This is a genomic window from Acidovorax sp. GW821-FHT10E03 (assembly GCF_059415205.1).
In genome coordinates this window covers 39,005-59,466 of the sequence record NZ_JBWKMU010000020.1, presented here as the reverse complement: position 1 = coordinate 59,466, position 20,462 = coordinate 39,005, and the positions used below count along the sequence as shown (strand labels likewise).

The 20,462-nt window shown below is 68.2% G+C and carries 17 protein-coding genes; 8 read left to right on the top strand and 9 right to left on the bottom strand.

Annotated features, from left to right (window positions below; genetic code table 11):
- The first annotated feature begins 20 nt into the window (after positions 1-20).
- The 5 genes from AC07OD_RS27530 to AC07OD_RS27510 all read left to right on the top strand — a co-directional run bounded on the left by AC07OD_RS27530 (position 21) and on the right by AC07OD_RS27510 (position 5,783).
- Positions 21-1,541 (top strand): 3-hydroxyacyl-CoA dehydrogenase, encoded by a 1,521-nt coding sequence (locus AC07OD_RS27530; RefSeq protein ID WP_218294593.1) that lies wholly within the window; start codon positions 21-23, stop codon positions 1,539-1,541.
- A gap of 132 nt (positions 1,542-1,673) precedes the next feature.
- Positions 1,674-2,453, top strand: a complete 780-nt coding sequence (locus AC07OD_RS27525; protein ID WP_218340984.1) for an oxepin-CoA hydrolase, alternative type — start codon at positions 1,674-1,676, stop codon at positions 2,451-2,453.
- A 193-nt stretch (positions 2,454-2,646) separates the two neighbouring features.
- Positions 2,647-3,366: a Crp/Fnr family transcriptional regulator gene (locus AC07OD_RS27520; protein ID WP_218294591.1), complete on the top strand. Its 720-nt coding sequence runs from the start codon at positions 2,647-2,649 to the stop codon at positions 3,364-3,366.
- 23 nt (positions 3,367-3,389) lie between these two features.
- Positions 3,390-4,475 carry a phosphotransferase gene (locus AC07OD_RS27515; protein WP_494598522.1) on the top strand — a complete coding sequence of 362 codons (1,086 nt, stop codon included), beginning with the start codon at positions 3,390-3,392 and terminating at the stop codon, positions 4,473-4,475.
- 33 nt (positions 4,476-4,508) lie between these two features.
- The gene (locus AC07OD_RS27510) at positions 4,509-5,783 is read left to right on the top strand and encodes an acyl-CoA dehydrogenase family protein (RefSeq protein ID WP_218294589.1); all 1,275 of its coding nucleotides are present in this window, start codon (positions 4,509-4,511) and stop codon (positions 5,781-5,783) included.
- A gap of 269 nt (positions 5,784-6,052) precedes the next feature.
- Here AC07OD_RS27510 and AC07OD_RS27505 read toward each other — a convergent pair whose 3' ends face one another.
- Positions 6,053-6,784, bottom strand: coding sequence for a hypothetical protein (locus AC07OD_RS27505; protein ID WP_218340982.1), 732 nt, complete (start codon positions 6,782-6,784; stop codon positions 6,053-6,055).
- Between the two features lie 228 nt (positions 6,785-7,012).
- Here AC07OD_RS27505 and AC07OD_RS27500 point away from each other — a divergent pair, with 228 nt between their 5' ends.
- Positions 7,013-7,654, top strand: coding sequence for a hypothetical protein (locus AC07OD_RS27500; protein ID WP_494598521.1), 642 nt, complete (start codon positions 7,013-7,015; stop codon positions 7,652-7,654).
- 76 nt (positions 7,655-7,730) lie between these two features.
- On the opposite strand, the gene AC07OD_RS27495 is transcribed toward AC07OD_RS27500, so the two are convergent.
- The 3 genes from AC07OD_RS27495 to AC07OD_RS27485 all read right to left on the bottom strand — a co-directional run bounded on the left by AC07OD_RS27495 (position 7,731) and on the right by AC07OD_RS27485 (position 12,398).
- Positions 7,731-8,744 (bottom strand): asparaginase, encoded by a 1,014-nt coding sequence (locus AC07OD_RS27495; protein ID WP_218340980.1) that lies wholly within the window; start codon positions 8,742-8,744, stop codon positions 7,731-7,733.
- 23 nt (positions 8,745-8,767) lie between these two features.
- Complete coding sequence (locus AC07OD_RS27490) at positions 8,768-11,350, bottom strand: penicillin acylase family protein (RefSeq protein ID WP_494598520.1); 2,583 nt, start codon at positions 11,348-11,350, stop codon at positions 8,768-8,770.
- Between the two features lie 118 nt (positions 11,351-11,468).
- Entirely contained in the window at positions 11,469-12,398 is a 930-nt protein-coding gene (locus AC07OD_RS27485; protein WP_218294584.1) for an adenylate/guanylate cyclase domain-containing protein, read from the bottom strand.
- Positions 12,399-12,745: 347 nt separating this feature from the next.
- Between AC07OD_RS27485 and AC07OD_RS27480 the strand changes: the two genes are divergently transcribed.
- Positions 12,746-13,114, top strand: coding sequence for a hypothetical protein (locus tag AC07OD_RS27480; protein WP_369642735.1), 369 nt, complete (start codon positions 12,746-12,748; stop codon positions 13,112-13,114).
- A gap of 112 nt (positions 13,115-13,226) precedes the next feature.
- Here AC07OD_RS27480 and AC07OD_RS27475 read toward each other — a convergent pair whose 3' ends face one another.
- The 5 genes from AC07OD_RS27475 to AC07OD_RS27455 all read right to left on the bottom strand — a co-directional run bounded on the left by AC07OD_RS27475 (position 13,227) and on the right by AC07OD_RS27455 (position 18,229).
- Positions 13,227-14,225 carry an LD-carboxypeptidase gene (locus tag AC07OD_RS27475; RefSeq protein WP_369642736.1) on the bottom strand — a complete coding sequence of 333 codons (999 nt, stop codon included), beginning with the start codon at positions 14,223-14,225 and terminating at the stop codon, positions 13,227-13,229.
- Between the two features lie 58 nt (positions 14,226-14,283).
- The gene (tadA, locus tag AC07OD_RS27470) at positions 14,284-15,699 is read right to left on the bottom strand and encodes a tRNA adenosine(34) deaminase TadA (protein ID WP_494598519.1); all 1,416 of its coding nucleotides are present in this window, start codon (positions 15,697-15,699) and stop codon (positions 14,284-14,286) included.
- A gap of 59 nt (positions 15,700-15,758) precedes the next feature.
- A complete protein-coding gene (locus AC07OD_RS27465) occupies positions 15,759-16,013 on the bottom strand; it encodes a hypothetical protein (RefSeq protein WP_218294581.1) in 255 nt (84 codons plus the stop codon).
- Between the two features lie 161 nt (positions 16,014-16,174).
- Complete coding sequence (locus tag AC07OD_RS27460; protein ID WP_494598518.1) at positions 16,175-17,347, bottom strand: branched-chain amino acid ABC transporter substrate-binding protein; 1,173 nt, start codon at positions 17,345-17,347, stop codon at positions 16,175-16,177.
- A gap of 207 nt (positions 17,348-17,554) precedes the next feature.
- Positions 17,555-18,229, bottom strand: coding sequence for a hypothetical protein (locus AC07OD_RS27455; RefSeq protein ID WP_218294580.1), 675 nt, complete (start codon positions 18,227-18,229; stop codon positions 17,555-17,557).
- A 206-nt stretch (positions 18,230-18,435) separates the two neighbouring features.
- On the opposite strand from AC07OD_RS27455, the gene AC07OD_RS27450 reads away from it, so the two are divergent.
- The gene (locus tag AC07OD_RS27450; protein WP_494598517.1) at positions 18,436-20,439 is read left to right on the top strand and encodes a peptidase U32 family protein; all 2,004 of its coding nucleotides are present in this window, start codon (positions 18,436-18,438) and stop codon (positions 20,437-20,439) included.
- The last annotated feature ends 23 nt before the right edge of the window (positions 20,440-20,462 follow it).

The following is a 20,462-nucleotide window of genomic DNA, read 5'->3' as shown; positions in this document are numbered from 1 at the left end:
GCCACAGCCATAATGGCGCTATGAAAATTCAGTTTCCCAACATCGCAATCGTGGGCACCGGCGCCATGGGTCGGGGCATTGCACAGATCGCCGCGCAGGCCGGCAGCCAGGTTTTTCTGCTCGACGCAACCCCAGGCGCCGCCCAGGCCGCCCAGGCTGCGCTCCAAGACCAATGGAGCAAGCTGGTCGCCAAAGGGCGCATTGATGCCGATCAAGCCACGGCCCTCGCTGCGCGGCTGCACCCGGTGCAGGCAGTGGCCGATCTGGCCGCGTGTGACCTGGTGATCGAAGCCATCGTCGAGCGGCTGGATGTGAAGCAGAAGCTGTTTGCCGAACTGGAGTCCGTGGTGCGCAGCGATGCCGTGCTGGCCACCAACACCTCGTCCCTGTCCGTGACCGCGATTGGGGCGGCGCTCCAGCGCCCGCAGCGGCTGGCGGGTTTTCACTTCTTCAATCCGGTGCCGTTGATGAAGGTTGTCGAGGTCATCGCGGGCCTCAAGACCGACCCCGCGATTTGCACCGCCCTGGCGGCCTATGCCAAAGAGATGGGCCACACCCCCGTTCAGGCGCAGGACACCCCGGGTTTCATCGTGAACCACGCGGGGCGCGGCTTCGGCACGGAGGCCCTGCGCATCGTGGGCGAAGGCGTGGCCGACTTCGCCACCATCGACCGCATCCTGCGCGACCAGGTGGGTTTCAAGCTCGGCCCGTTCGAGCTGATGGACCTCACCGCGCTGGACGTGTCGCACCCGGTGATGGAATCCATCTACCGCCAGTACTACGACGAGCCGCGTTTTCGCCCCAGCGTGATCACCGCGCAGCGCCTGGCCGGCGGCGTGGTGGGCAAGAAGGTGGGAGAAGGTTTTTACCGCTACGTGGAGGGCGTGGCGCAAATCCCCGCAGAGGCACCGCCCCCGGTGGTGACCGACCTTCCCCCGGTATGGGTGTCGCCCCGCGCGGCACGGCGCGCCGAGCTGTACCAGCTGCTGAAGGACCTGGGCGCCACCATCGAAACCGGCCCATCGCCCTCGCCCCAGGCCATCACGCTCGTCGCGCCGCTGGGCTTTGACGTGACCACCGTCGCCGTGGTCGAGCGCCTGGACCCGGCCCGCACCATCGGCATCGACATGCTGATCGACGATGCCGCCACCAGGCGCCGCGTGCTGGCGACCAACCCGGCCACGCGCGTGGACATCCGCAACGCGGCGCATGCGCTGTTCGCCCGCGACGGCAAGGCGGTGAGCGTGATCCGCGACAGCGGCGGCTTCGTCACGCAGCGCGTGGTGGCCACCATCGTGAACATCGCCAGCGACATCTGCCAGCAAGGCATCTGCTCTCCCAAGGACCTGGAAACCGCCGTCACGCTGGGCCTGGGCTATCCGCTGGGGCCTTTGGCCATGGGCGACCGCTGGGGTCCCACCAACATCCTGGAAGTGCTGTTCAACATGCAGACCGTCTATGGCGACACCCGCTACCGCCCCAGCCCCTGGCTGCGCCGGCGCGGCGCGATCGGCCTGAGCCTCACGCATGTGGAGGAATGAATGAATGAAGGCTCCTTGCGGAGCGCGGCGGCCGCTGGCGCCGGCCGCGCGCACCGCACGGGCCCTGCTTCCAGACCGACTGCACACCCCCACGTGAACCGTCCGCAGCCCTTCACAAGGTAACCCACGCACATGCCCGCAGAACTCCAGAGCACCAGCCAGGGCCAGACCCTGATCCTGACCCTTCGCAATCCCGAACGGCGCAATGCCATCGACCCTGCGATGTACGCGGCGGGCGTGGAGGCGCTGGGCGTGGCCGAAAGCAGCCCCGACATCCGCAGCGTGGTCATCACGGGCGCGGACGGCATGTTCTGTTCGGGGGGCAACCTGCAGCGCCTGCTGGCCAACCGCCAGCAGGACCCGGAGGTGCAGGCCCAGAGCATCGAGGGGCTGCACAACTGGATCGAGACCATCCGCACCTATCCCAAGCCCGTGATCGCCGCGGTGGAGGGGGCCGCCGCCGGTGCCGGCTTCTCGCTGGCGCTGGCCTGCGACTTCATCGTGTCCGCGCGCAATGCCGTGTTCGTGATGGCCTACAGCAACGTGGCCCTGTCCCCGGACGGCGGCGCGAGCTGGAGCCTGGTGCATGCCCTGCCCCGCCAGGTGGCCACGGAGATCCTGATGTGTGGCGACCGCATTGGCGCCGAGCGCCTGCACGCGCTGGGCGTGGTCAACCGACTTGCCGAAACTGGGGGCGCACTCGATGCCGCGCTCGCCCTGGCCGAGCAGCTCAATGCGCGTGCGCCGAATGCGCTGGCCAGCATCAAGGAGCTGATCAATGAAGCACCCCATGCAAGCCTGACCCACCACCTGGGCCAGGAGCGCAATCACTTCGTGACCAACCTGCACCATGCCAACGGCGGCGTGGGCATCACCGCGTTCCTTGAAAAGCGTGTGCCCCGCTACGAATAGCCCCGCACGCTGCCGGCGGTGACCGCACGCCGACGGCCACCACCATCCACGATGAAGCCCCTGGGATGCCGCCAAGCACCCAGGGGCTTTTGCATGGCGGGCCTGCTGCAGACACGCAGGTGACAACCCTGACGCTGCGCGAAGGTCCCTGACGCGACAATGGGCCTGTTTCCAGTCACACAAAAGACAGACCATGGACGACCCGATTCTTACTATCGAAGAACGTGAAGCGATCAACTCAGGTCGCTGGTTTTCTTCCCTCTCACCTTCACTACGCCACGACATCCTGCGATGTGCATACGTCAAACGCTTCAAGGACGGCGGCCTCATCGCCGCGCGCGGCGACCCGCCCGAGGAGTGGATTGCGTGCGCGCGCGGCGCGGTGCGGGTGAGCTCCACCTCCATCTCGGGCAAGCAGATCACGCTGACCTATGTGGAGCCGGGCATCTGGTTCGGCGACGTGGCGATCTTCGACGGGGACCGGCGCACGCACGATGCCTATGCGCACGGCGACACCACGATCCTGTGCGTGGCCAAGGCCGACTTCAGGAAGATCCTCGCGGCGCATACCGAGTTCTACGAAGCCATGCTGCGCCTGCATGCGCGACGCATCCGCCAGCTCTACGGCCTGGTGGAAGACCTCAACACCCTGCCGCTGCGCGCGCGGCTGGCCAAGCAGCTCGTGCACCTGGTGCGCAGCTACGGCATTCCCAGCCTGTCGGACGGCAGCGAGATGCGTATCGGCCTGCAGCTGGCGCAGGAAGAACTGGCGCAGCTGCTGGGCGCATCGCGCCAGCGGGTGAACCAGGAGCTCAAGGCCATGGAGCGCGAGGACGCCATCCGCATCGAGCCGGGCGGCCTGGTGGTGCGCGATCGCGACGCCCTCATGCGCATTGCTGAAACCGACAACTGACTGACCGAACCCTCGCCCCGTCCATGAGCAACTTTGACCATTTCGTTGGCACCCGTCCCGTCTCCGACCAGCACGCGTTCGACATCGGCGCGCTGACAGCCTGGCTCACGCAGAACATGGAAGGCTTTGCCGGCCCCCTGACGGTGGAGATGTTCAAGGGTGGGCAGTCCAACCCCACCTACAAGCTCATCACCCCCGGCGCCCACTACGTGATGCGCTCCAAGCCCGGCCCCGTGGCCAGGCTGCTGCCATCGGCCCACGCCATCGAGCGCGAATTCGCGGTGATGAGCGGCCTGCATGGCACCGACGTGCCCGTGCCCCGCATGCACGTGCTGTGCGAGGACGAGTCGGTCATCGGCCGCGCCTTCTACGTGATGGAGTGCATGCAGGGCCGCGTGCTGTGGGACCAGTCGCTGCCCGGCATGTCGCCCGCTGAGCGCGGCGCCATCTACGACGAGATGAACCGCGTGATCGCCGCGCTGCACACCGTGAAGTTCGCCGACCGGGGCTTGGCCGGCTATGGCAAGCCGGGCAACTATTTCGACCGCCAGATCGGCCGCTGGAGCAAGCAGTACGTGGCCTCCATCACCCAGCCCATCCCCGAGATGGACCGGCTCATGGAATGGCTGCCCGCCCACATGCCGGCGAGCGCGCGCGATGAAGGCCACGTGTCCATCGTGCACGGCGACTACCGGCTGGACAACCTCATGTTCCACCCCACCGAGCCCCGCGTGATCGCCGTGCTCGACTGGGAGCTGTCCACCCTGGGCCACCCGCTGGCCGACTTCAGCTACCACTGCATGAGCTGGCACATCCCCGCCGCCATGGGCCGGGGCATCGCGGGACAGGACCTCGCGGCCCTGGGCATTCCCGGCGAAGACAGCTACATCCGCCGCTACTGCGAGCGCACCGGCATCGCCACGCCCGAGGCGCTGCGCGCCGACTGGAACTTCTACCTCGCCTACAACATGTTCCGCATCGCCGCCATCCTGCAGGGCATCGCCAAGCGGGTGGAGGCGGGCACCGCCTCCAGCGCGCAGGCCAAGGCCTCGGGCGACACGGCACGGCCGATGGCCGAGCTGGCCTGGTCGTTCGCGCAGCGGGGATGAGGCGCCCCACGATTACCAACGGAGAAGAAACCCATGGACTTTGACTACTCGCCCAAAACCAAGGAACTGCAGGCCAGGCTGCTCCAGTTCATGGATGACCACGTCTATCCGAACGAAGCCACCTACTCCGCCGAGCTGGCGGCCAACACGGCGGCGGGCAAGCGCTGGAGCGCGCTCAAGACCATCGAGGACCTCAAGCCCAAGGCCCAGGCGGCAGGCCTGTGGAACCTGTTCCTGCCGGTGGACAGCGCGGCGGCCTCCGGATACGACGGCGCGGGCCTGACCAACCAGGAATACGCCCCGCTGGCCGAGATCATGGGCCGCGTGCCATGGGCCAGCGAGGTGTTCAACTGCTCGGCGCCCGACACCGGCAACATGGAGACCATCGCGCGCTACGGCGATGACGCCAACAAGGCCCGCTGGCTCAAGCCGCTGCTCGAGGGCAAGATCCGCTCGGCCTTTGCCATGACCGAGCCGGCCGTGGCATCCAGCGACGCCACCAACATCGAAACGCGCATCGAGCGCCAGGGCGACGAATACGTCATCAACGGCCGCAAGTGGTGGATCTCCGGCGCGGCCGATCCACGCTGCGCGGTGTTCGTCACCATGGGCAAGACCGACCCCGATGCCCCCCGCCATTCGCAGCAGAGCATGGTGCTCGTGCCGGCGGACGCCAAGGGCATCACCGTCATTCGCCCGCTCAATGTGTTTGGCTACGACGACGCGCCCCATGGCCACGTCGAGATGACCTTCGAGAACGTGCGTGTGCCCGTCTCCAACATCCTGCTGGGCGAGGGCCGTGGCTTCGAGATCGCCCAGGGCCGCCTGGGCCCCGGGCGCATCCACCACTGCATGCGCCTCATCGGGCTGGCCGAGCGTGCGCTGGAGTTGATGTGCAAGCGCGCCTCGTCGCGCACGGCCTTCGGCAAGACCGTGGCCCAGCAGACCGTGACGCAGGAGCGCATCGCCGAGGCCCGCTGCAAGATCGACATGGCGCGCCTGCTCACGCTCAAGGCCGCCTGGCTCATGGACGTGGCCGGCAACAAGGTCGCCAAGACCGAGATCGCGATGATCAAGGTGGTGGCGCCCAGCATGGCCTGCCAGGTGATCGACTGGGCCATGCAGGTGCACGGCGGTGGCGGCATGTGCGATGACTTCCCGCTGGCCTATGCCTATGCCAATGCGCGCACGCTGCGCTTTGCCGACGGCCCCGACGAGGTGCACCGCAACGCGATCGCCAAGTGGGAGCTGGGCAAGTACGGCACCTACGGCCGCGACGCGGGCGTGCCCATCACGCGCGGAGGATGAAGCTCCGCCCGAGGCCCTTCGGGCCTCGGTGCGCTCGCCAGAGGCGACAGCTCTTTGCTGCCGTCCCAGCGTGCGCAGGCATGCGGGGAGCCGCGGCACTCAGCCCCTCGCTCGCGTAGCACGCGGGAGGGGGACACACCCGGTGGCCTGGCGACACCAGTTCCACGGTGCACTCGCCTGGAGCGCGCCAGTTTTGCGGGGTGGGTGCATGCCGCACCATGAACAACGGGGCCACTGGCCCCGTTTTCGTTTGGCGGGCGCTTGCAACGCTACCCGGCAATGCCCGGCTCGTCGTCCGGCCCTGCCACCGACATGGGCGGCAGGTTCTGCAGCGCGGCCTGCCCCGCCACCAGCAGCAGCTGCTTGGCATGCGCGATCTCGGCCAGGCTGCGCTGCGTGTGCTCCATGCGCAGATAGACGCGACCCCGCGCCAGCATCAGCACCAGCGGCGATTTCGCCCGCTCGGCGCCGCCCTCGCCTTCCACCGCGTTGAGCAGCTGCGAGACCACGGGCGCATGGATCCAGCGCTGGGCCAGCTCGATGCGCTCGGACACCACGGTGAAATGCTCGCGGAACGACGCGGGCAGGCCGGGCCAGGACATTTCCTCGTACATCGAAAGCCAGCGCATTTCCTCGGGCAGGCTGCTGCTCACGGCGGTCTGCAATGTGTCCGTGATGGCGTCGTAGACGGTGCCCTCCAGCACCTCCTGCAAGGGCCGGTTGATCACCATCACCGCGGCATCCGGGTCGGCGCCCACGTCGGCGCGGCCGCGCAGCTCCAGGCCCTGCACATAGTCGCGCGTGGGCGCGCCGCATTCCAGCCGCCAGGGGTGGCCGTGGATATCGCCGCCCAGGTCGAAATGCCCGTCGGTCGCATGCGCCACGATCGCCAGCCGCTGGCCGGCCGCCCAGCGGGATACGTCGCGGTTGGTCACCGGCCGGCCCGGGGTGGACGCGGAACTGCCGGATGCGCTGAATGCTTTGCGGAGGCGGTCGAACATTGCAGGGACGAAGCAGGAGCTTCGCAAGAGTCGCGGGTGCAGGCATTATTGAGGGCATTGGCGGGGGAAGGAAGCCCCCTGGCGGAAGCACCCTGAGCCGCCCGATGGCGCCTTCCCCCGACGGGGACGCACCCGGTGGACTGGCGAAGCCAGATCCACGGGTGCACGGGCCTCCAGCGCGCCAGTGCCGGCGGCGGTGCGTATGAGCACGCTTTTTTGGATGAAGACATGTTTTTTGTGACTGCGAACCGCCGGTTCGCGCTGACCGCCCTGGCTGCTTCTTGTGTGCTGGCCACCCTGCCCGTCGGCGCTGCGGAATTGCCCAAGGATGCCTCGCCCACGGCGCGCCGGTTGGTGCGCTGGGCCACCGACACCGCCGACCACCAGGGCCTGCCTTTTGCCGTGATCGACAAGCCCGCCGCCCGCATCCATGTGTTCTCGGCCCGGGGGCAATGGCTGGGCAGCGCGCCAGTGCTGCTGGGTGCGGCGCTGGGCGACCGGTCCGCCCCCGACATCGGCCAGCGGCCGCTGTCGCAGATCCGCCCCGAAGAGCGCACCACGCCCGCGGGCCGCTTCGTCACCGAGCCCGGGCGCAACCTCAAGGGCGACGACATCGTCTGGATCGACTACGACGCCGCCGTGTCGCTGCACCGGGTGCGCAGCGTGAGCGCCGCCGAGCGCCGTCACCAGCGCCTGGCCAGCCAGGGCGCGCAGGACAAGCGCATCAGCTACGGCTGCGTGAATGCGCCCGAGGCGTTCTACAACCAGTTCATCGCGCCGCTTTTCGGCCAGTCGCGCGGCGTGATCTATGTGCTGCCGGATACGGAGCCGTTTGCTACTATTTTTGCAGCTGCCAGCGCTTACCAGTAGTGCACTGAAGGCATTTTTTATCAAATTCCGTTGAACAGGCGCCGCGCGGGGCCCGGCTTTGCCCCGTGCCCGGTCTTCAGCCGCCGGCCGGCTCCAGCCTGAACACCGCCTTCCGCTCGCCCACCTGCAGCCCCTTGGCGTTGGCGATGCGCGCGGACCGGCGCGGGGCCAGCGCTTCGCGCTGGCGGGTGTCGAGCCAGCCGAGCTGGTCCATCACCTCCACCGCCGCCGCCACCTGCGCCACCATGTTGCCGTCCATGACCTTGAGCGCGAAGGCTTCGCCCCGGCTGCGGCTGCCCACCACCTGCACGCCGTCGGCCCCGGTCTTGGACACCCAGTCGCCCTGCCCTGCGCGCATGAAGTCCAGGTCGTGCCGTCCGGTGCCCGAGCCCAGCTCGGGCCGCGCGACCATGGCATCGGCCAGCGCGGTCAGGCTCTCGTGCAGGTCGGTATCCGGCGCGCCGCCCGCCAGCCGCGCATAACCCCGCGCCAGGTGTGCCAGGGGCATGGCGTAGTTGGGGGCGGAGCAGCCGTCGATGCCCATGGCCAGCTGATGGGGTGCGAGCCCCACTGCCTTCGCGACATGCTCCCGGATCGCCACCTGCAGCGGATGGGCCGGGTCCAGGTGGCCGTCCAGCGGCAACCCCTGCCGCACGCAGTGCGCGACAAAACCGGCGTGTTTGCCGCTGCAGTTGTTGTGGCGCTCGTCGGGCACAAAGCCTTCGGGCAACGAACCGAGCCCCAGCTCGGCAAACAGAGGCCGGTGGCAGCCGCAGCGCAGCGCGCGGTAGTCCTGGTCCACGCTGCCCAGCATGCGGTCCACCTGCTCCACATGCATGGGTTCGCCGTTGTGGCTGGCGCACAGCAGCGCCAGCTCGCCCGGCCCCCAGCCAAGCGCCCGTGCGCCACCCGCCTGCATGAAGGGCAGCGCCTGGAACGCCTTGATGGTGGAGCGCGTGAAGGTGACCGTGTACGGGTCGCCCACCCGCGCCAGCACCCGGCCTTCGCGGTGGGCCACGGCCACGGCGCCCCAGTGCTGGCACTCGGCCAGGCCGCCCCGGGTGACTTCGATCAACGGAACAAAACCCATGGCGTGGCTCCTCGCGGCGCGCGTCACTGCGCGGGGGTTGCGGGGGTCAGCGTCAGCGCGTGCACCCAGCGCGCGGGCTGGCGCTGCAGCGCGCGGTAGCCGGTCTCGGCCCACGTGGTGCTCATGTCGCGGTAGCGCGGCGAGAACACGAGGCCGCTCTGGCCCGTCTGGTAGATGAAGCGCGACTGCTCCAGGTCGGCCAGGTCATACACCGCGCGCAGCGAGGCCGCATGGCGGTTCACATACGGGCCCGTGGCCTCGCCCGCGTTGTACTGCCCCACGTTCACGGTGTACGCATCGCCATGCGAAGGCACGCTCACATCGAAGAAACGCGCCAGCGCGGGCACGTTGCCAAAGGGCCGGTGCACGCTGAGCGCGGGGTGCGCCGTGCCCCAGCGCCACCGGGCCGGGTCCGCCCCATAGGCTGCCTGCAGGCGGTCGAGCGCTCGGCCCAGGGCAGCGGCAGATTGCCCGGCACACGATGCGGGCTGGCACCACCAGGTGTCGTTGCGCTCCAGGATGCCTTCGAGCGCCGCGCGGTAGTCGCGCTTGCCATAGGTCGCGGTGAAGCGGTCTTCACCGATGCGCGGAATGATGAGGCCGCGCGCGAGTTCGTCCGTCCAGGCCACGAAGATCAGCGGCGCGGCCTTGCCCGCGTCCATCACGCCGTCAAAGCCTTGCAGCTCTTTCTGGGCGGCGGCCGCCAGCGCGTGTGCGAACTGCGCCTGTTGCAGGTGGGGCAGCAGGCGGCGCGTGGCCAGCGAGGTCACATCGCGGTGGATGGCCTGCATGCTGGCCGCGTCGTGTTTTTCGGTGGCCTCGATGAGCTGCGCGATGCGCTCGTAGCGGTAGGGCAAGGCCCAGTCCTGCGTGAGGAAGTGCGGGTAGTCCGGCGCCGTCACGCGCTGGTTGGCCGTGGCGATCCAGCCCCTGGCGCCTTGGGCGCCATCTGCGCTGCCTTTGCCATCGTCCTGCGGGGTTTGTTCGTAGGGCAGCCAGCCCTTCCAGTCGTAGCGCGCCTCCCAGCCGGGGGACGGGGCCACGCCGCGGATGTCGTTGGCGGCATCGCGCAGCGGCACGCGCCCCGCCGCCTTGAAGCGGATGTGGCCCTGGTCGTCGGCGGCCACCACGCTCTGCATGGGCGAGTGGTAGTGCGCCAGCCCCTCGAAGAGTTCGTCCACGCTCTTGGCCTGGTTGGTCTTCAAGCCCGCCAGCACGGTCTGGTTGTCAGCGTCCAGCGCGCTCCAGCGCAGCGCGAGCACGTACTTGCCCAGGTCCAGCACCTCGGCGTGCGACTTCTGCACGTCGCTCAGCACCGGCCCATGGCGGGTGCTGCGCAGCGCCAGCTGCACGTCGGCCCCGCCCTTGACGCGGATGGTTTCGCTGCGCACCGTGAAGGGCGCCCAGCCTTCTGGCGTGCGGTACTGCGCCGCATCGGCCGGGTTGATCTGCTCCAGGTACAGGTCCTGCACGTCCGGCCCCGTGTTGGTGAAGCCCCAGGCCACGCGGTCGGTGCGCCCCAGCACCACGAATGGCAGGCCGGGCAAGGTGGCCCCCACGGCATCGATGGCGGCGATGGGCGTGCCGTCCGACGCGGTGCCGGCGGGCGCCTGCATGCCGGCGAAGTACCAGATGGCCGGGGCCGACAGCCCCAGGTGCGGGTCGTTGGCCAGCAGCGGCTTGCCGCTGACGGTGCGGGTTCCCGCCAGCACCCAGTTGTTGCTGCCCTTGCCTTCATTGGTGCCCGCGTTGCGCGTCAACTCATCGGCCCAGGCCAGCATGCCGGCGCTGATCTGCCGCGACAGCAGGCCTTCGTCCTTGCGGCGGGCTGCCCCGCTGGCCGCCGCCAGCCCGTCGGCACCGCCCGGCCCGGCCGCCGTGGAGCCCGCGCCAGCCGCGCGGTACACCCCAAGCTGCCGGTACAGCGCGGCGAGGTCGGCCGATGCGGCCGGCTTCTCGCCCGGATAGGGTGGCATCAATTGCCACAGGCGGTCGGTGTCCAGCGTCCGCGCGACCGACAGGCGCGCGAATTCCGTTCCCCAGTTGCCGCCCAGGTCCAGCGCCATCATCAGCGCCCAGCCCACGCTGTCCTCGGGCTCCCACACCGCGCCCGCCGCGCCGCCGGGCTGGACGCCGAGCACATGGAATTCGGGGGGCAGGGCCTGGGGCCGTTTCAGGTGGAACGCGTGGATGCCCTTGCTGTAGGCCTGCAAGGCCTCCTTGGCATAGGGCGGCAGGCCTGCGTACTGGCGCCGGGCCGCGCCCATGATGTCCAGAGCGCGCATCAGCTTGTCGGTTTCGAGCGTCGCGGGGCCGAAGACCTCCGACAGCTGGCCATGCATGACCCGGCGGTTGAACTCCAGCTGCCAGGTGCGCTCCTGCGCGTGCACATACCCCATCGCGAACCAGGCGTCCTGTGGCGTGCGCGCCTGGATGTGGGCCACGTCGGCCCCATCGCGCCGCACCTGCACCGCGCTGCCCAGCCCCGCCACGCCCAGTTCGCCGTCGAGTTTCGCAAAGCTCCGCTGCACATACACCGCCGCGCCCGCGCCTGCCAGCAGCGCCGCCGCCACCAGCCCCAGGGCCGTCCGCTTCATCCATGCCATCTTTGTTGTCTCCTGTTGTTGGGTGTGTCGTGTGTCCGTATCGCCCGGGCCGCGACCGGCCCGAAGGAGGTGCCCGGCGCCCGGGCAGCCCCATGGCGGAAGTCCCTCGCGCAGCCCGTCAGCGCAGGCGCACGCTGCCTCCGGCCACGTGGAAGCTCATGGTCGGCGCACTGGGCTCCGTGAAGGAAACGCCCAGCGCGATGTGCCCGGTGCCATGCAGGATGCAGGCATCGCGCCGCAGCCGCACGGGCGAATCGCTGCCCTCGAACCGCACCCAGGTTCCAAAGCTGCTCATGTCCGTCAGGACGAAGCCGCTGTTGCGCCAGTCGATGCGCGCATGCAGGCGCGAGACGCGCGGATCGTCGACGCACAGCTGGGCGTGCAGCGCCCGCCCCACCAGGACGGGGGCGTCGGACGAGGTGAAGGTGCGGTCCACGCCGTGCCACGAGAACTGGATGTGCCCCAGGATCGAGTCTGCCGGCGCAAAGTTGCTGACAAGGGAAGCCTGCATGGTGAGGGAGTCGGGCGCCTCGTCCTCGCGCCACTCCACGTGGTAGAGCATCAGCAGCTCGGCCTTGCCGCGAATGTCCATCATGCCCAGCTTGCGGTACCAGACATCCGGCGCGGCCCCCGCCAGCAGCACGGTGGTCTCGGTGGCCCAGATCTCGGCCGGGCCGGCCCGCTCGCACAGCCGGGAGGCGACGTTGACGGCATCGCCATAGCAGTCGCCATCCACGTCCACCACTTCGCCGCTGGCCACGCCAACGCGCACCTCCATGCGCAAGGGCTGGGGCCAGCGCTCCTGGCGGGCCTTGTGCTCGCGCAGCATGGCCGCCATGGCGGATACGGCGCTGGCGGCATCGCCAAAAACGCCCAGCACCCCGTCGCCCAGCTTCTTGACCACCCGCCCCCCGTGCGTCTGTATGGTGTCGCTGATCCATTGCGTGACCTGGGTCACCGCCTCGGTGGCGCGCTCATTACCCAGCGCTTCATACAAGGCGGTGCTGCCCGAGATGTCCGCAAAGACCATCGTCGACAGCACGCTCATGGACACCGGCCTATTGGTAACATCATGTGAATCAGTTTAGTGCAAGCGCCCTGGCGGCGCACCCAGGAAAGCGTCAAGAATCGTTGCCTGGCGCCGCCAGGCGTCCGATGGCGCCACCCGGGACCTGACGGCGCCGCGGGGGTGCCCCAGGCAAAGTGAATTTCGTGGGCCCGGCGGCACATGGCGGCGGTTGCCACCCGCGATTTGCCGCCCATCCCAAAAAAATCAACAAACACGTAAAAGTTCGCAACAAACAAGGTGCGTCTGTTGTCTTTACGCAAAAACAGTAGCGCGCCCCTTGCGTGGCGCCTCGCTCCCGCTTAATTTGGCCGACCCTGTTACAAAAAATGCGTCCGCCTCCCTCCATGCGCTGGAACAAGCCCAATCTCCGCAACAACCTTCACGACCTTCTGGGCCGTGACAAGCCGTCATCGACGGCCTGGGTGCGCGACCACGGGCTGGAGGAGGTACGCCGGGCCATGCTGCAAAGCCTGGCGGGCATGAGCGGTTGCGAGGTGGCGCGCATGAACATGCGCCTGCGCTACGCCGGCGACATCGAAGCGTTGTGGTACCTGCGCACCGATCTCTTCAGCACACTCGTGCCCTTGCGCGGCGAAACCGGAGCGCGGGGCGTGATCGACCAGGTCACCCCCCTGTTCCAGGGCCAGTTGCCACGTGCACTGCGCCCGGCCCAGCCCCCTCCCGGCAACGCCTGACCCGAGCCCCAGCCCAGGCGGACACCCGCCGCTGGCAGGTGCCATGCCGCCCGGCATCCCCTGGGCCCAGCGGGCAGGAATCCAGAAGCGGGCGATTGAAGGCAGCACCGAATCAGTGCTGGTGTCCCCAGTAGATCAGCGCATCCCGCCCTTCCACCGACAGCGATACCGTGCTCCCCACGGGCAGCAGCACCTTGGTCGCCACATGGCCGAAGGGCAGGTTCGTGAGCACGGGCGCCTTGATCTGCGTGCGCAGCCAGTCCACCACCGACTGCAGCTTGTAGCCCTTGTCGTGCGGCGCGAGCTTGAAGTTGGTGAACTGCCCCAGCACCACGGCCTTCTGCTGGGCCAGCACGCCGGCGTGCAGCAGCTGGGTGAGCATGCGCTCGATGCGGTAGGGGTGCTCGTGCACGTCTTCCAGGAACAGCACGCCACCCTTGATGGCCGGCAGGTACGGCGTGCCCACCAGCGAAGCCAGCACCGCCAGGTTGCCACCCCACAGCGTGGCGCTTTTCACGTAGACATTGGGGACGGCCGGCTTGCCCGTGGCGGCGTCGGGCTTTTCATTGTTCATGCGCCAGCCCGTGCCTTCGCCATGGCCGGTCAGCAAATCGTCGAAGCAGGCCTCCATGATGTCGTCGGGCTCGCCGGCCACGCCAAAGTCGGCGCCCAGCGAAGGGCCGGCCCATGACGTGGCGCCCGTCTTGGCCAGCAGCGCGGTCTGGAAGGCGGTGAAGTCGCTCACGCCCACGAAGCGCGTGCCGCCCGCGATCGCCTTGGCCACCGCCTTGTAGCGGATGCCCGGCAGGATGCGCGACAGCCCGTAGCCGCCGCGCGAGATCAGCGCCACATCGGCGCCGCTGGCTGCGGCACGGTGGATGGCGGCCAGGCGGGTGGCGTCGTCGCCCGCGAAGCGGGTGTGCACGGCCAGGGCGTCCGCATCCACCTCGACCTCATGGCCCAGGGCCTTCAGCCGGGCGAGGCCGCGCTTGAAGGCGGCCTTGTCCTGCACGGCGCTCGACGGCGAATAGATGTAGATGTGCTTGGGGCCGTGGTCGTGGCTGCACTGGGAATGGTCGTGACCGGGATGATCGTGTGAATGGTCTTGCAAAGCGCTCAGGCCATGAAGGGGCCTGCTCCGTCAAAAAGAGAGTCCGTCCGGCGCCATGTCAGCCGGTGGCACGGCCGGCGCCGGGAAACGAGAAGTATTCCACAGCCTGCCGCGCGATCGGCTCGCCATGCTCCTGCACGAAGTGCCCGGCGTCGGCCAGCACGGTGGGCGCGGGGCAGCCGCGAATGTGGCGGTGCAGATCGCGCATGGTGGCGGGCCCGAGCACCGGGTCCTTGGCGCCAATGAACATCAGGCTCCGGCCCTGCCACCGCTGCTGCCAGAAATCACGCGCCTGGCGCGACAGCGCGGCCCCCGGCGCATCCTCCGATGCCGGCACGCGTTCAGGAAAGGCGCGCAGCGCGGCGCGGTAGCCCTTGTCGGGGAACGGCGCGTCGTAGGCGGCACACTCCGCCCCGGCCAGGTGCGGGTTGCCGCGCGCCAGCAGGCGCCCCACGCCATACAGCGGCTTGTCGCGGCACATCGCACGCCAATCGAGGAATCCGGCGGGCAGCGGCGCATCACCCGTGGCCAGCACGGTGTTCATCACCAGCAGGCCCGCAAACCGCTCGGGGCAGGCCATGGGCAGCGTCAGGCCCAGGATGCCGCCCCAGTCCTGCACCACCAGCACCACGTTGCGCAGGTCCAGCCGCCCGATGAGTTCCAGCAGCACCTGGCGGTGCCATTCGAACTGGTGCGCCGACTCTTTCTTGGGCTTGTCGCTCTTGCCAAAGCCGATCAGGTCGGGCGCGACCACGCGGTCCCCGGCCGAGAGGAACACGGGCAGCATGCGCCGGTACAGATAGCTCCAGGCCGGGTTGCCGTGCAGGCACAGCCAGGTGCGCGGCGCGTCCTGCGGGCCTTCGTCCAGGTAGTGCAAACGCAAGCCGGCCAGGCTGGGCAGGTCGCTCAGGTAGCGCGGCGCCCAGGGGTAGCCGGGCAGATCCGCGAAGGCGGCATCGGGCGTGCGCAGGGCGTCGTCGCGCAGCGGATGGCGGGCCAGTGCCTCGGTGCGTTGTTGATGGCGGCGCTGCCGGAAGAAGCCGCTGAGCAGGCCGCCGCACTCGTCGGCCAGCACCCCGCCCCGCACCTGGGTCTGGTGGTTCAGCTCGGCATGGCCAAACAGGTTCAGCACCGAGCCCGCCGCACCCGTCTTGGGATCTGCGGCGCCGTACACCACGCGCGCCAGGCGCGCATGCAGCATGGCACCGCTGCACATGGCACACGGCTCCAGCGTGACATACAGGCTGCAGCCGTCCAACCGGTAGTTGCCCAGCCGCCGCGCCGCCGCGCGCAGGGCCACGATCTCGGCGTGGGCCGTGGGGTCGTGCCCCTCGACCGGCGCGTTGCGGCCGGTGGCGATCATCTGGCCATCCTTGACCACGATGGCCCCCACGGGCACCTCGCCGGCGCGCGCGGCGACTTGCGCCTCGGCCAGGGCCAGGCGCATCCAGTGCGCGTCTTGGTCAGGAGTCATTGCTATACAAATAATAGCTACCAGCGCTTGAAGGATAAGCGCTAGAGGCCCATTTCATCCTATTTCTCATCGTCCGGGATGGGCCGCGCCTGCTGCATCAGGCCTTCCATCTGCTGCTTGACCTGCTGCTGGATCTGCTGGCTCTGGTCGCGCACCGTGGCCGGCTGCGCCGCCGAAGCCGGGGCACCGCCGGCCGGCGCTGCTGTCTGCAGCGACGGCACGGGCGTGCGGACGGCGGACAGCTGCTTTCTGGCAAGGACACCCACCACGGCCAGCGCCACCACCAGCCCGGCCAGACCTACTACAGCACGCATGAAAAGACTCCTTGGCGGGCGGGGTGCCCGGACCACAGCCGGCGGGACCGCCCTGCCCGGCTTGCTACCGGCCCGACTGTAATGGCAAACCGTCGTGGGCACCCCCATGAAAAACGGCCGCGCGGGGCGGCCGTTGCGGTGGCGGGCCGTGCCCGCGGTGCTCAGTTGAGCGCCACGCGGTTGCCGTCCTTGTAGGTGTACAGCGTCACGGCGGGCGTGGTCAGCTCGCCCTTGGCCGTGAAGGCGATGTTGGCGGTCACGCCCTTGTACTCGGTCTTGCCGATGAAGGGGATGTACACCTTGGGGTCCACCGAGTTGGCGCGCTTCATCGCATCGGCCAGCACCATGGCCGCGTCGTAGGCGTACGGGCTGTAGATCTGGAACTGGCCGGGGAACTTGGCGTCGTAGCGCTTCTTCCAGTCCGCCCCGCCCTGCATCTTGTCGACCGAGGCGCCGCCCGTGGCGCAGGTCACGTTCTTGAGCGCAGGGCTCTTGCCCGACAGCTCGGGCAGCTTCTCGGTGCACAGCGCATCGCCGCCGAAGAACTTCACGTTGCCCAGGCCCAGCTGCTCCATCTGGCGCAGCATGGGGCCGGCCTGCGCGTCCAGGCCGCCGTAGAAGATCGCATCGGGCTTCTTGTTCTTGATGGCCGTGAGGATGGCCATGAAGTCGGTGGCCTTGTCGTTGGTGAATTCCTCGCCCACCACCTTCAGGCCCTTTTGCAGGGCGGTGGCCTTGAACACCGAGGCCACGCCCTGGCCATACGCGGTGCGGTCGTCGATGATGGCCACGCTCTTGAGCTTCAAGTGGTCGGCCGAGAACAGTGCCAGCGCCGCGCCCAACGCGTTGTCGTTGGCGATCAGGCGGTAGGTGGTCTTGTAGCCGGGCTTGGTCAGGTCCGGGTTGGTGGCGGCGGCGGTGATGTGGGGCACGCCGCACTTGTCATAGACGGCCGCCGCAGGAATGGACGTGCCCGACTGCAGATGGCCGACCACGCCCGCCACCTTCTGGTCGCACAGCTTTTGCGCCACGGCCGTGGCCTGGCGCGGGTCGCCGGCATCGTCTTCGGCCGCCAGCTCGAACTTGATCTTCTTGCCGCCGATGACCAGGTTCTGGGCGTTCAGGTCGTCCACCGCCAGGCGCACGCCGTTCTCGGTGTCCTTGCCGATGTGGGCGATGCCGCCCGACACCGGGCCCGCGTGGGCGATCTTGACGGTTTGCATGTCCTGCGCTGCGGCGGCGCCGGCAGCGGCGACACACGCGGACACAGCGGCAAACTGCACCAGGGACAGGGGGAAAGAGAGGGGACGACGCAGACGGGAAGCACGAAGCACGGTAAAAGTCTCCAGGAGTGGCAGGGGCGAGATCGGACGCACCATTTTGGGGCGGCCTGGACCGCATCCTAGCCACCCTCACTCCCTTTTTCAGGCAATTGCTATGCAGACATAGCAATTTGGTGGGGCATTAAATCGGCTAATGCCGCGACCAGCGCCACCTCCTGGCAGACCGGACCCGCTCCGCCTCCAGCCAGGGGCGGGCGCTCAGCCGGGCGCCAGTCGCAACTTGAAGTTCGTGAATGGAAGAGCGGCATTGGGCGCATCGCGCGGGACACGCTCCTCCACGCAGCCCGTGTCGTTGGGGGTAACGAAGTGGGGGCCGATGCCAGCGATGGCTGCCTTGTGCGTCCCCGTCCAGTCCCAGCCCCATCCGGCTCCTGACACTTCTCCCTCAAAAAGGACTGGGCCGTCGACCGTGATGCCCTGGTGGATCACCATGCGCATCCTGTCTGCAAATGCACCGACCCTGTATCCCGCCTGAATGTGGACCGTGATCACCGGATGCGTGACCGGGTTGTACGTAGCGCCCGATGTGTTCGCCACCGTCACCAATCCCGGCATGGCTGTGCCGTTCCATCGCTCGGCCATGATGGTGCCGTCCGAGAAAAAGATGAATCCTCTGCCTTCCGACCAAAGGTTCTCGCCATGGCGGTAAATCGGGCCGCAATGGGGGTTGTAGCTGCCTTGCCCGCCTTCGCAGTCCAGTACAAATCCCATGTGGGCGCCGCCATTCGAGAAGAACCACGAGCAATCGATGGTGCAGTGCAGGTCGCTGTGTCGCACGCCAGGCAGGCTGATCCGCGTCGGCAGGTAGTAGAAGTCGAGGTCGTTGATAGACAGTTTCAGCTGGGTGGGCTTCTTCTTGCGGGAGGTACTCATCACAGTCCTTTTCACTCGTTGACCGGCTGCGCCGGCGGGATTGGAGGGAAGTGGGTCAGCGGACACAGGCGCGGCGCAAGTGCAGCCCGCCGCGCCCTTTGTACCAGACCGAAGCGCTACAACGCCCGGTCACGCAGGTCCGTGCCCCCGTGCTCGATACCCGAGGGATGCTCCACGGCATGGCGAAACTGAAATAATCACGCCCCATGTCCCTCCTGCCCCACCAGCTCGAACTGCTCTCGCCCGCGCGCGATGCCGACATCGGCATCGAAGCCGTCAACCACGGCGCCGACGCCGTCTACATCGGCGGCCCGGCCTTTGGCGCACGCGCCAGCGCGGGCAACGACATCCGCGACATCGAGCGCCTGGTGAAACACGCGCACCGCTTCAACAGCCGCATCTTCATCACGCTCAACACCATCCTGCGCGACGACGAACTGGAGGCCGCGCGCAAAATGGCCTGGCAGGTGTACGAGGCCGGGGCCGATGCACTCATCATCCAGGACATGGGCCTGCTCGAAATCGACCTGCCGCCCATCCAGCTGCACGCCAGCACCCAGACCGACATCCGCACGCCCGAAAAGGCGCGCTTTCTGCAGGACGCGGGCCTCTCGCAGATCGTGCTGGCGCGCGAGCTCACGGTGCAGCAGATCGCCGCCGTGCACAAGGCGCTGGGGCCGGTGGATGCCCCAGGCCGCGCCAACATCGAGTTCTTCATCCACGGCGCGCTGTGCGTGGCCTACAGCGGCCAGTGCAACATCAGCCATGCGCAGACCGGCCGCAGCGCCAACCGGGGCGACTGCAGCCAGGCCTGCCGCCTGCCCTACCAAGTGACCGACGCGCAGGGCCGCTTCATCGCGCACGACAAGCACGTGCTCTCCATGAAGGACAACAACCAGAGCGACAACCTGCGCGCGCTCATCGACGCCGGCGTGCGCAGCTTCAAGATCGAAGGGCGCTACAAGGACATGGGCTATGTGAAGAACATCACCGCCCACTACCGCACGCTGATCGACGAGATCCTGGAAGAGCGCGAGGCGCAAGGTCGGCCACTGGGCCGGTCATCGAGCGGGCGGACCACCTTCACCTTCACGCCCGACCCGCTGCAGAACTTCAACCGCGAGTTCACCGACTACTTCGTGACCGGCCGCAAGGAAGACATCGGCGCGTTCGACACCCCCAAGAACCCGGGCCAGGCCATCGGCTGGGTGACCAAGGTAGGCCCCGACTTCGTGGAACTGGAGGTGAGCGACCCCGCCACCGTGCTGCACAACGGCGACGGCCTGTGCTACTACGACCTGCACAAGGAGCTGGTGGGCATGGCCATCAACGTGGCCGAGCCCGTGTCCGCGCGCAGCGTGGGCCAGTGGCGCGTGTACCCCAAGGACCCGATGGAAGGCTTCAAGGACCTGCGCAAGGGCACCGAGGTCAACCGCAACCGCGACATGGACTGGGTGCGCACGCTGGAGAAAAAGTCCAGCGACCGCCGCATCGGCCTGTGGGCGCACCTGAGCGAAACGCCTTGCGGCTTCAGCCTGATGCTGACCGACGAGGATGGCAACGTGGGCTGTACTGATGTGCAGCAGCCGCACCAGCCTGCCACCGATGCCGCCAAGGCCGAAGCCAGCCTGCGCGAGCAACTGGGCCGCTTCGGCGCCACCATCTTCGCGGTTCACGACATTGCGCTGCAACTGACTGAGCCCTGGTTCGTGCCCGCCTCGGTGCTCAACGCGCTGCGCCGCGATGCGCTGGCCGACCTGGAAGCAAACCGCGCGCGCAACTTCGAGCGCCTGCAGCGCGCCACGCCCATCGAGCCGCCAGCGCCCTACCCCGAGGACACGCTGAGCTTTCTGGGCAACGTGTTCAACCACAAGGCGCACGATTTTTACGTGCGCCACGGCGTCAAGGTGATCGATGCGGCCTACGAGGCGCACGAGGAAGAAGGCGAAGTCAGCCTCATGATCACCAAGCACTGCGTGCGCTTCAGCATGAGCCTCTGCCCCAAGCAGGCCAAGGGCGTGACGGGTGTGCAGGGCACCATCAAGGCCGAACCCTTGATGTTGATCAACGGCAAGGAAAAGCTGACCTTGCGCTTTGACTGCAAGCCCTGTGAAATGCACGTGGTGGGCAAGATCAAGCGCCAGGTGCTGAACCAGGTGCCGGAAGCCCCGCTCCAGTTCTACAAAGCCCGGCCGCAAGTCGCGCACTAAGGCAAGGCCGAAGAAGTCCTTGC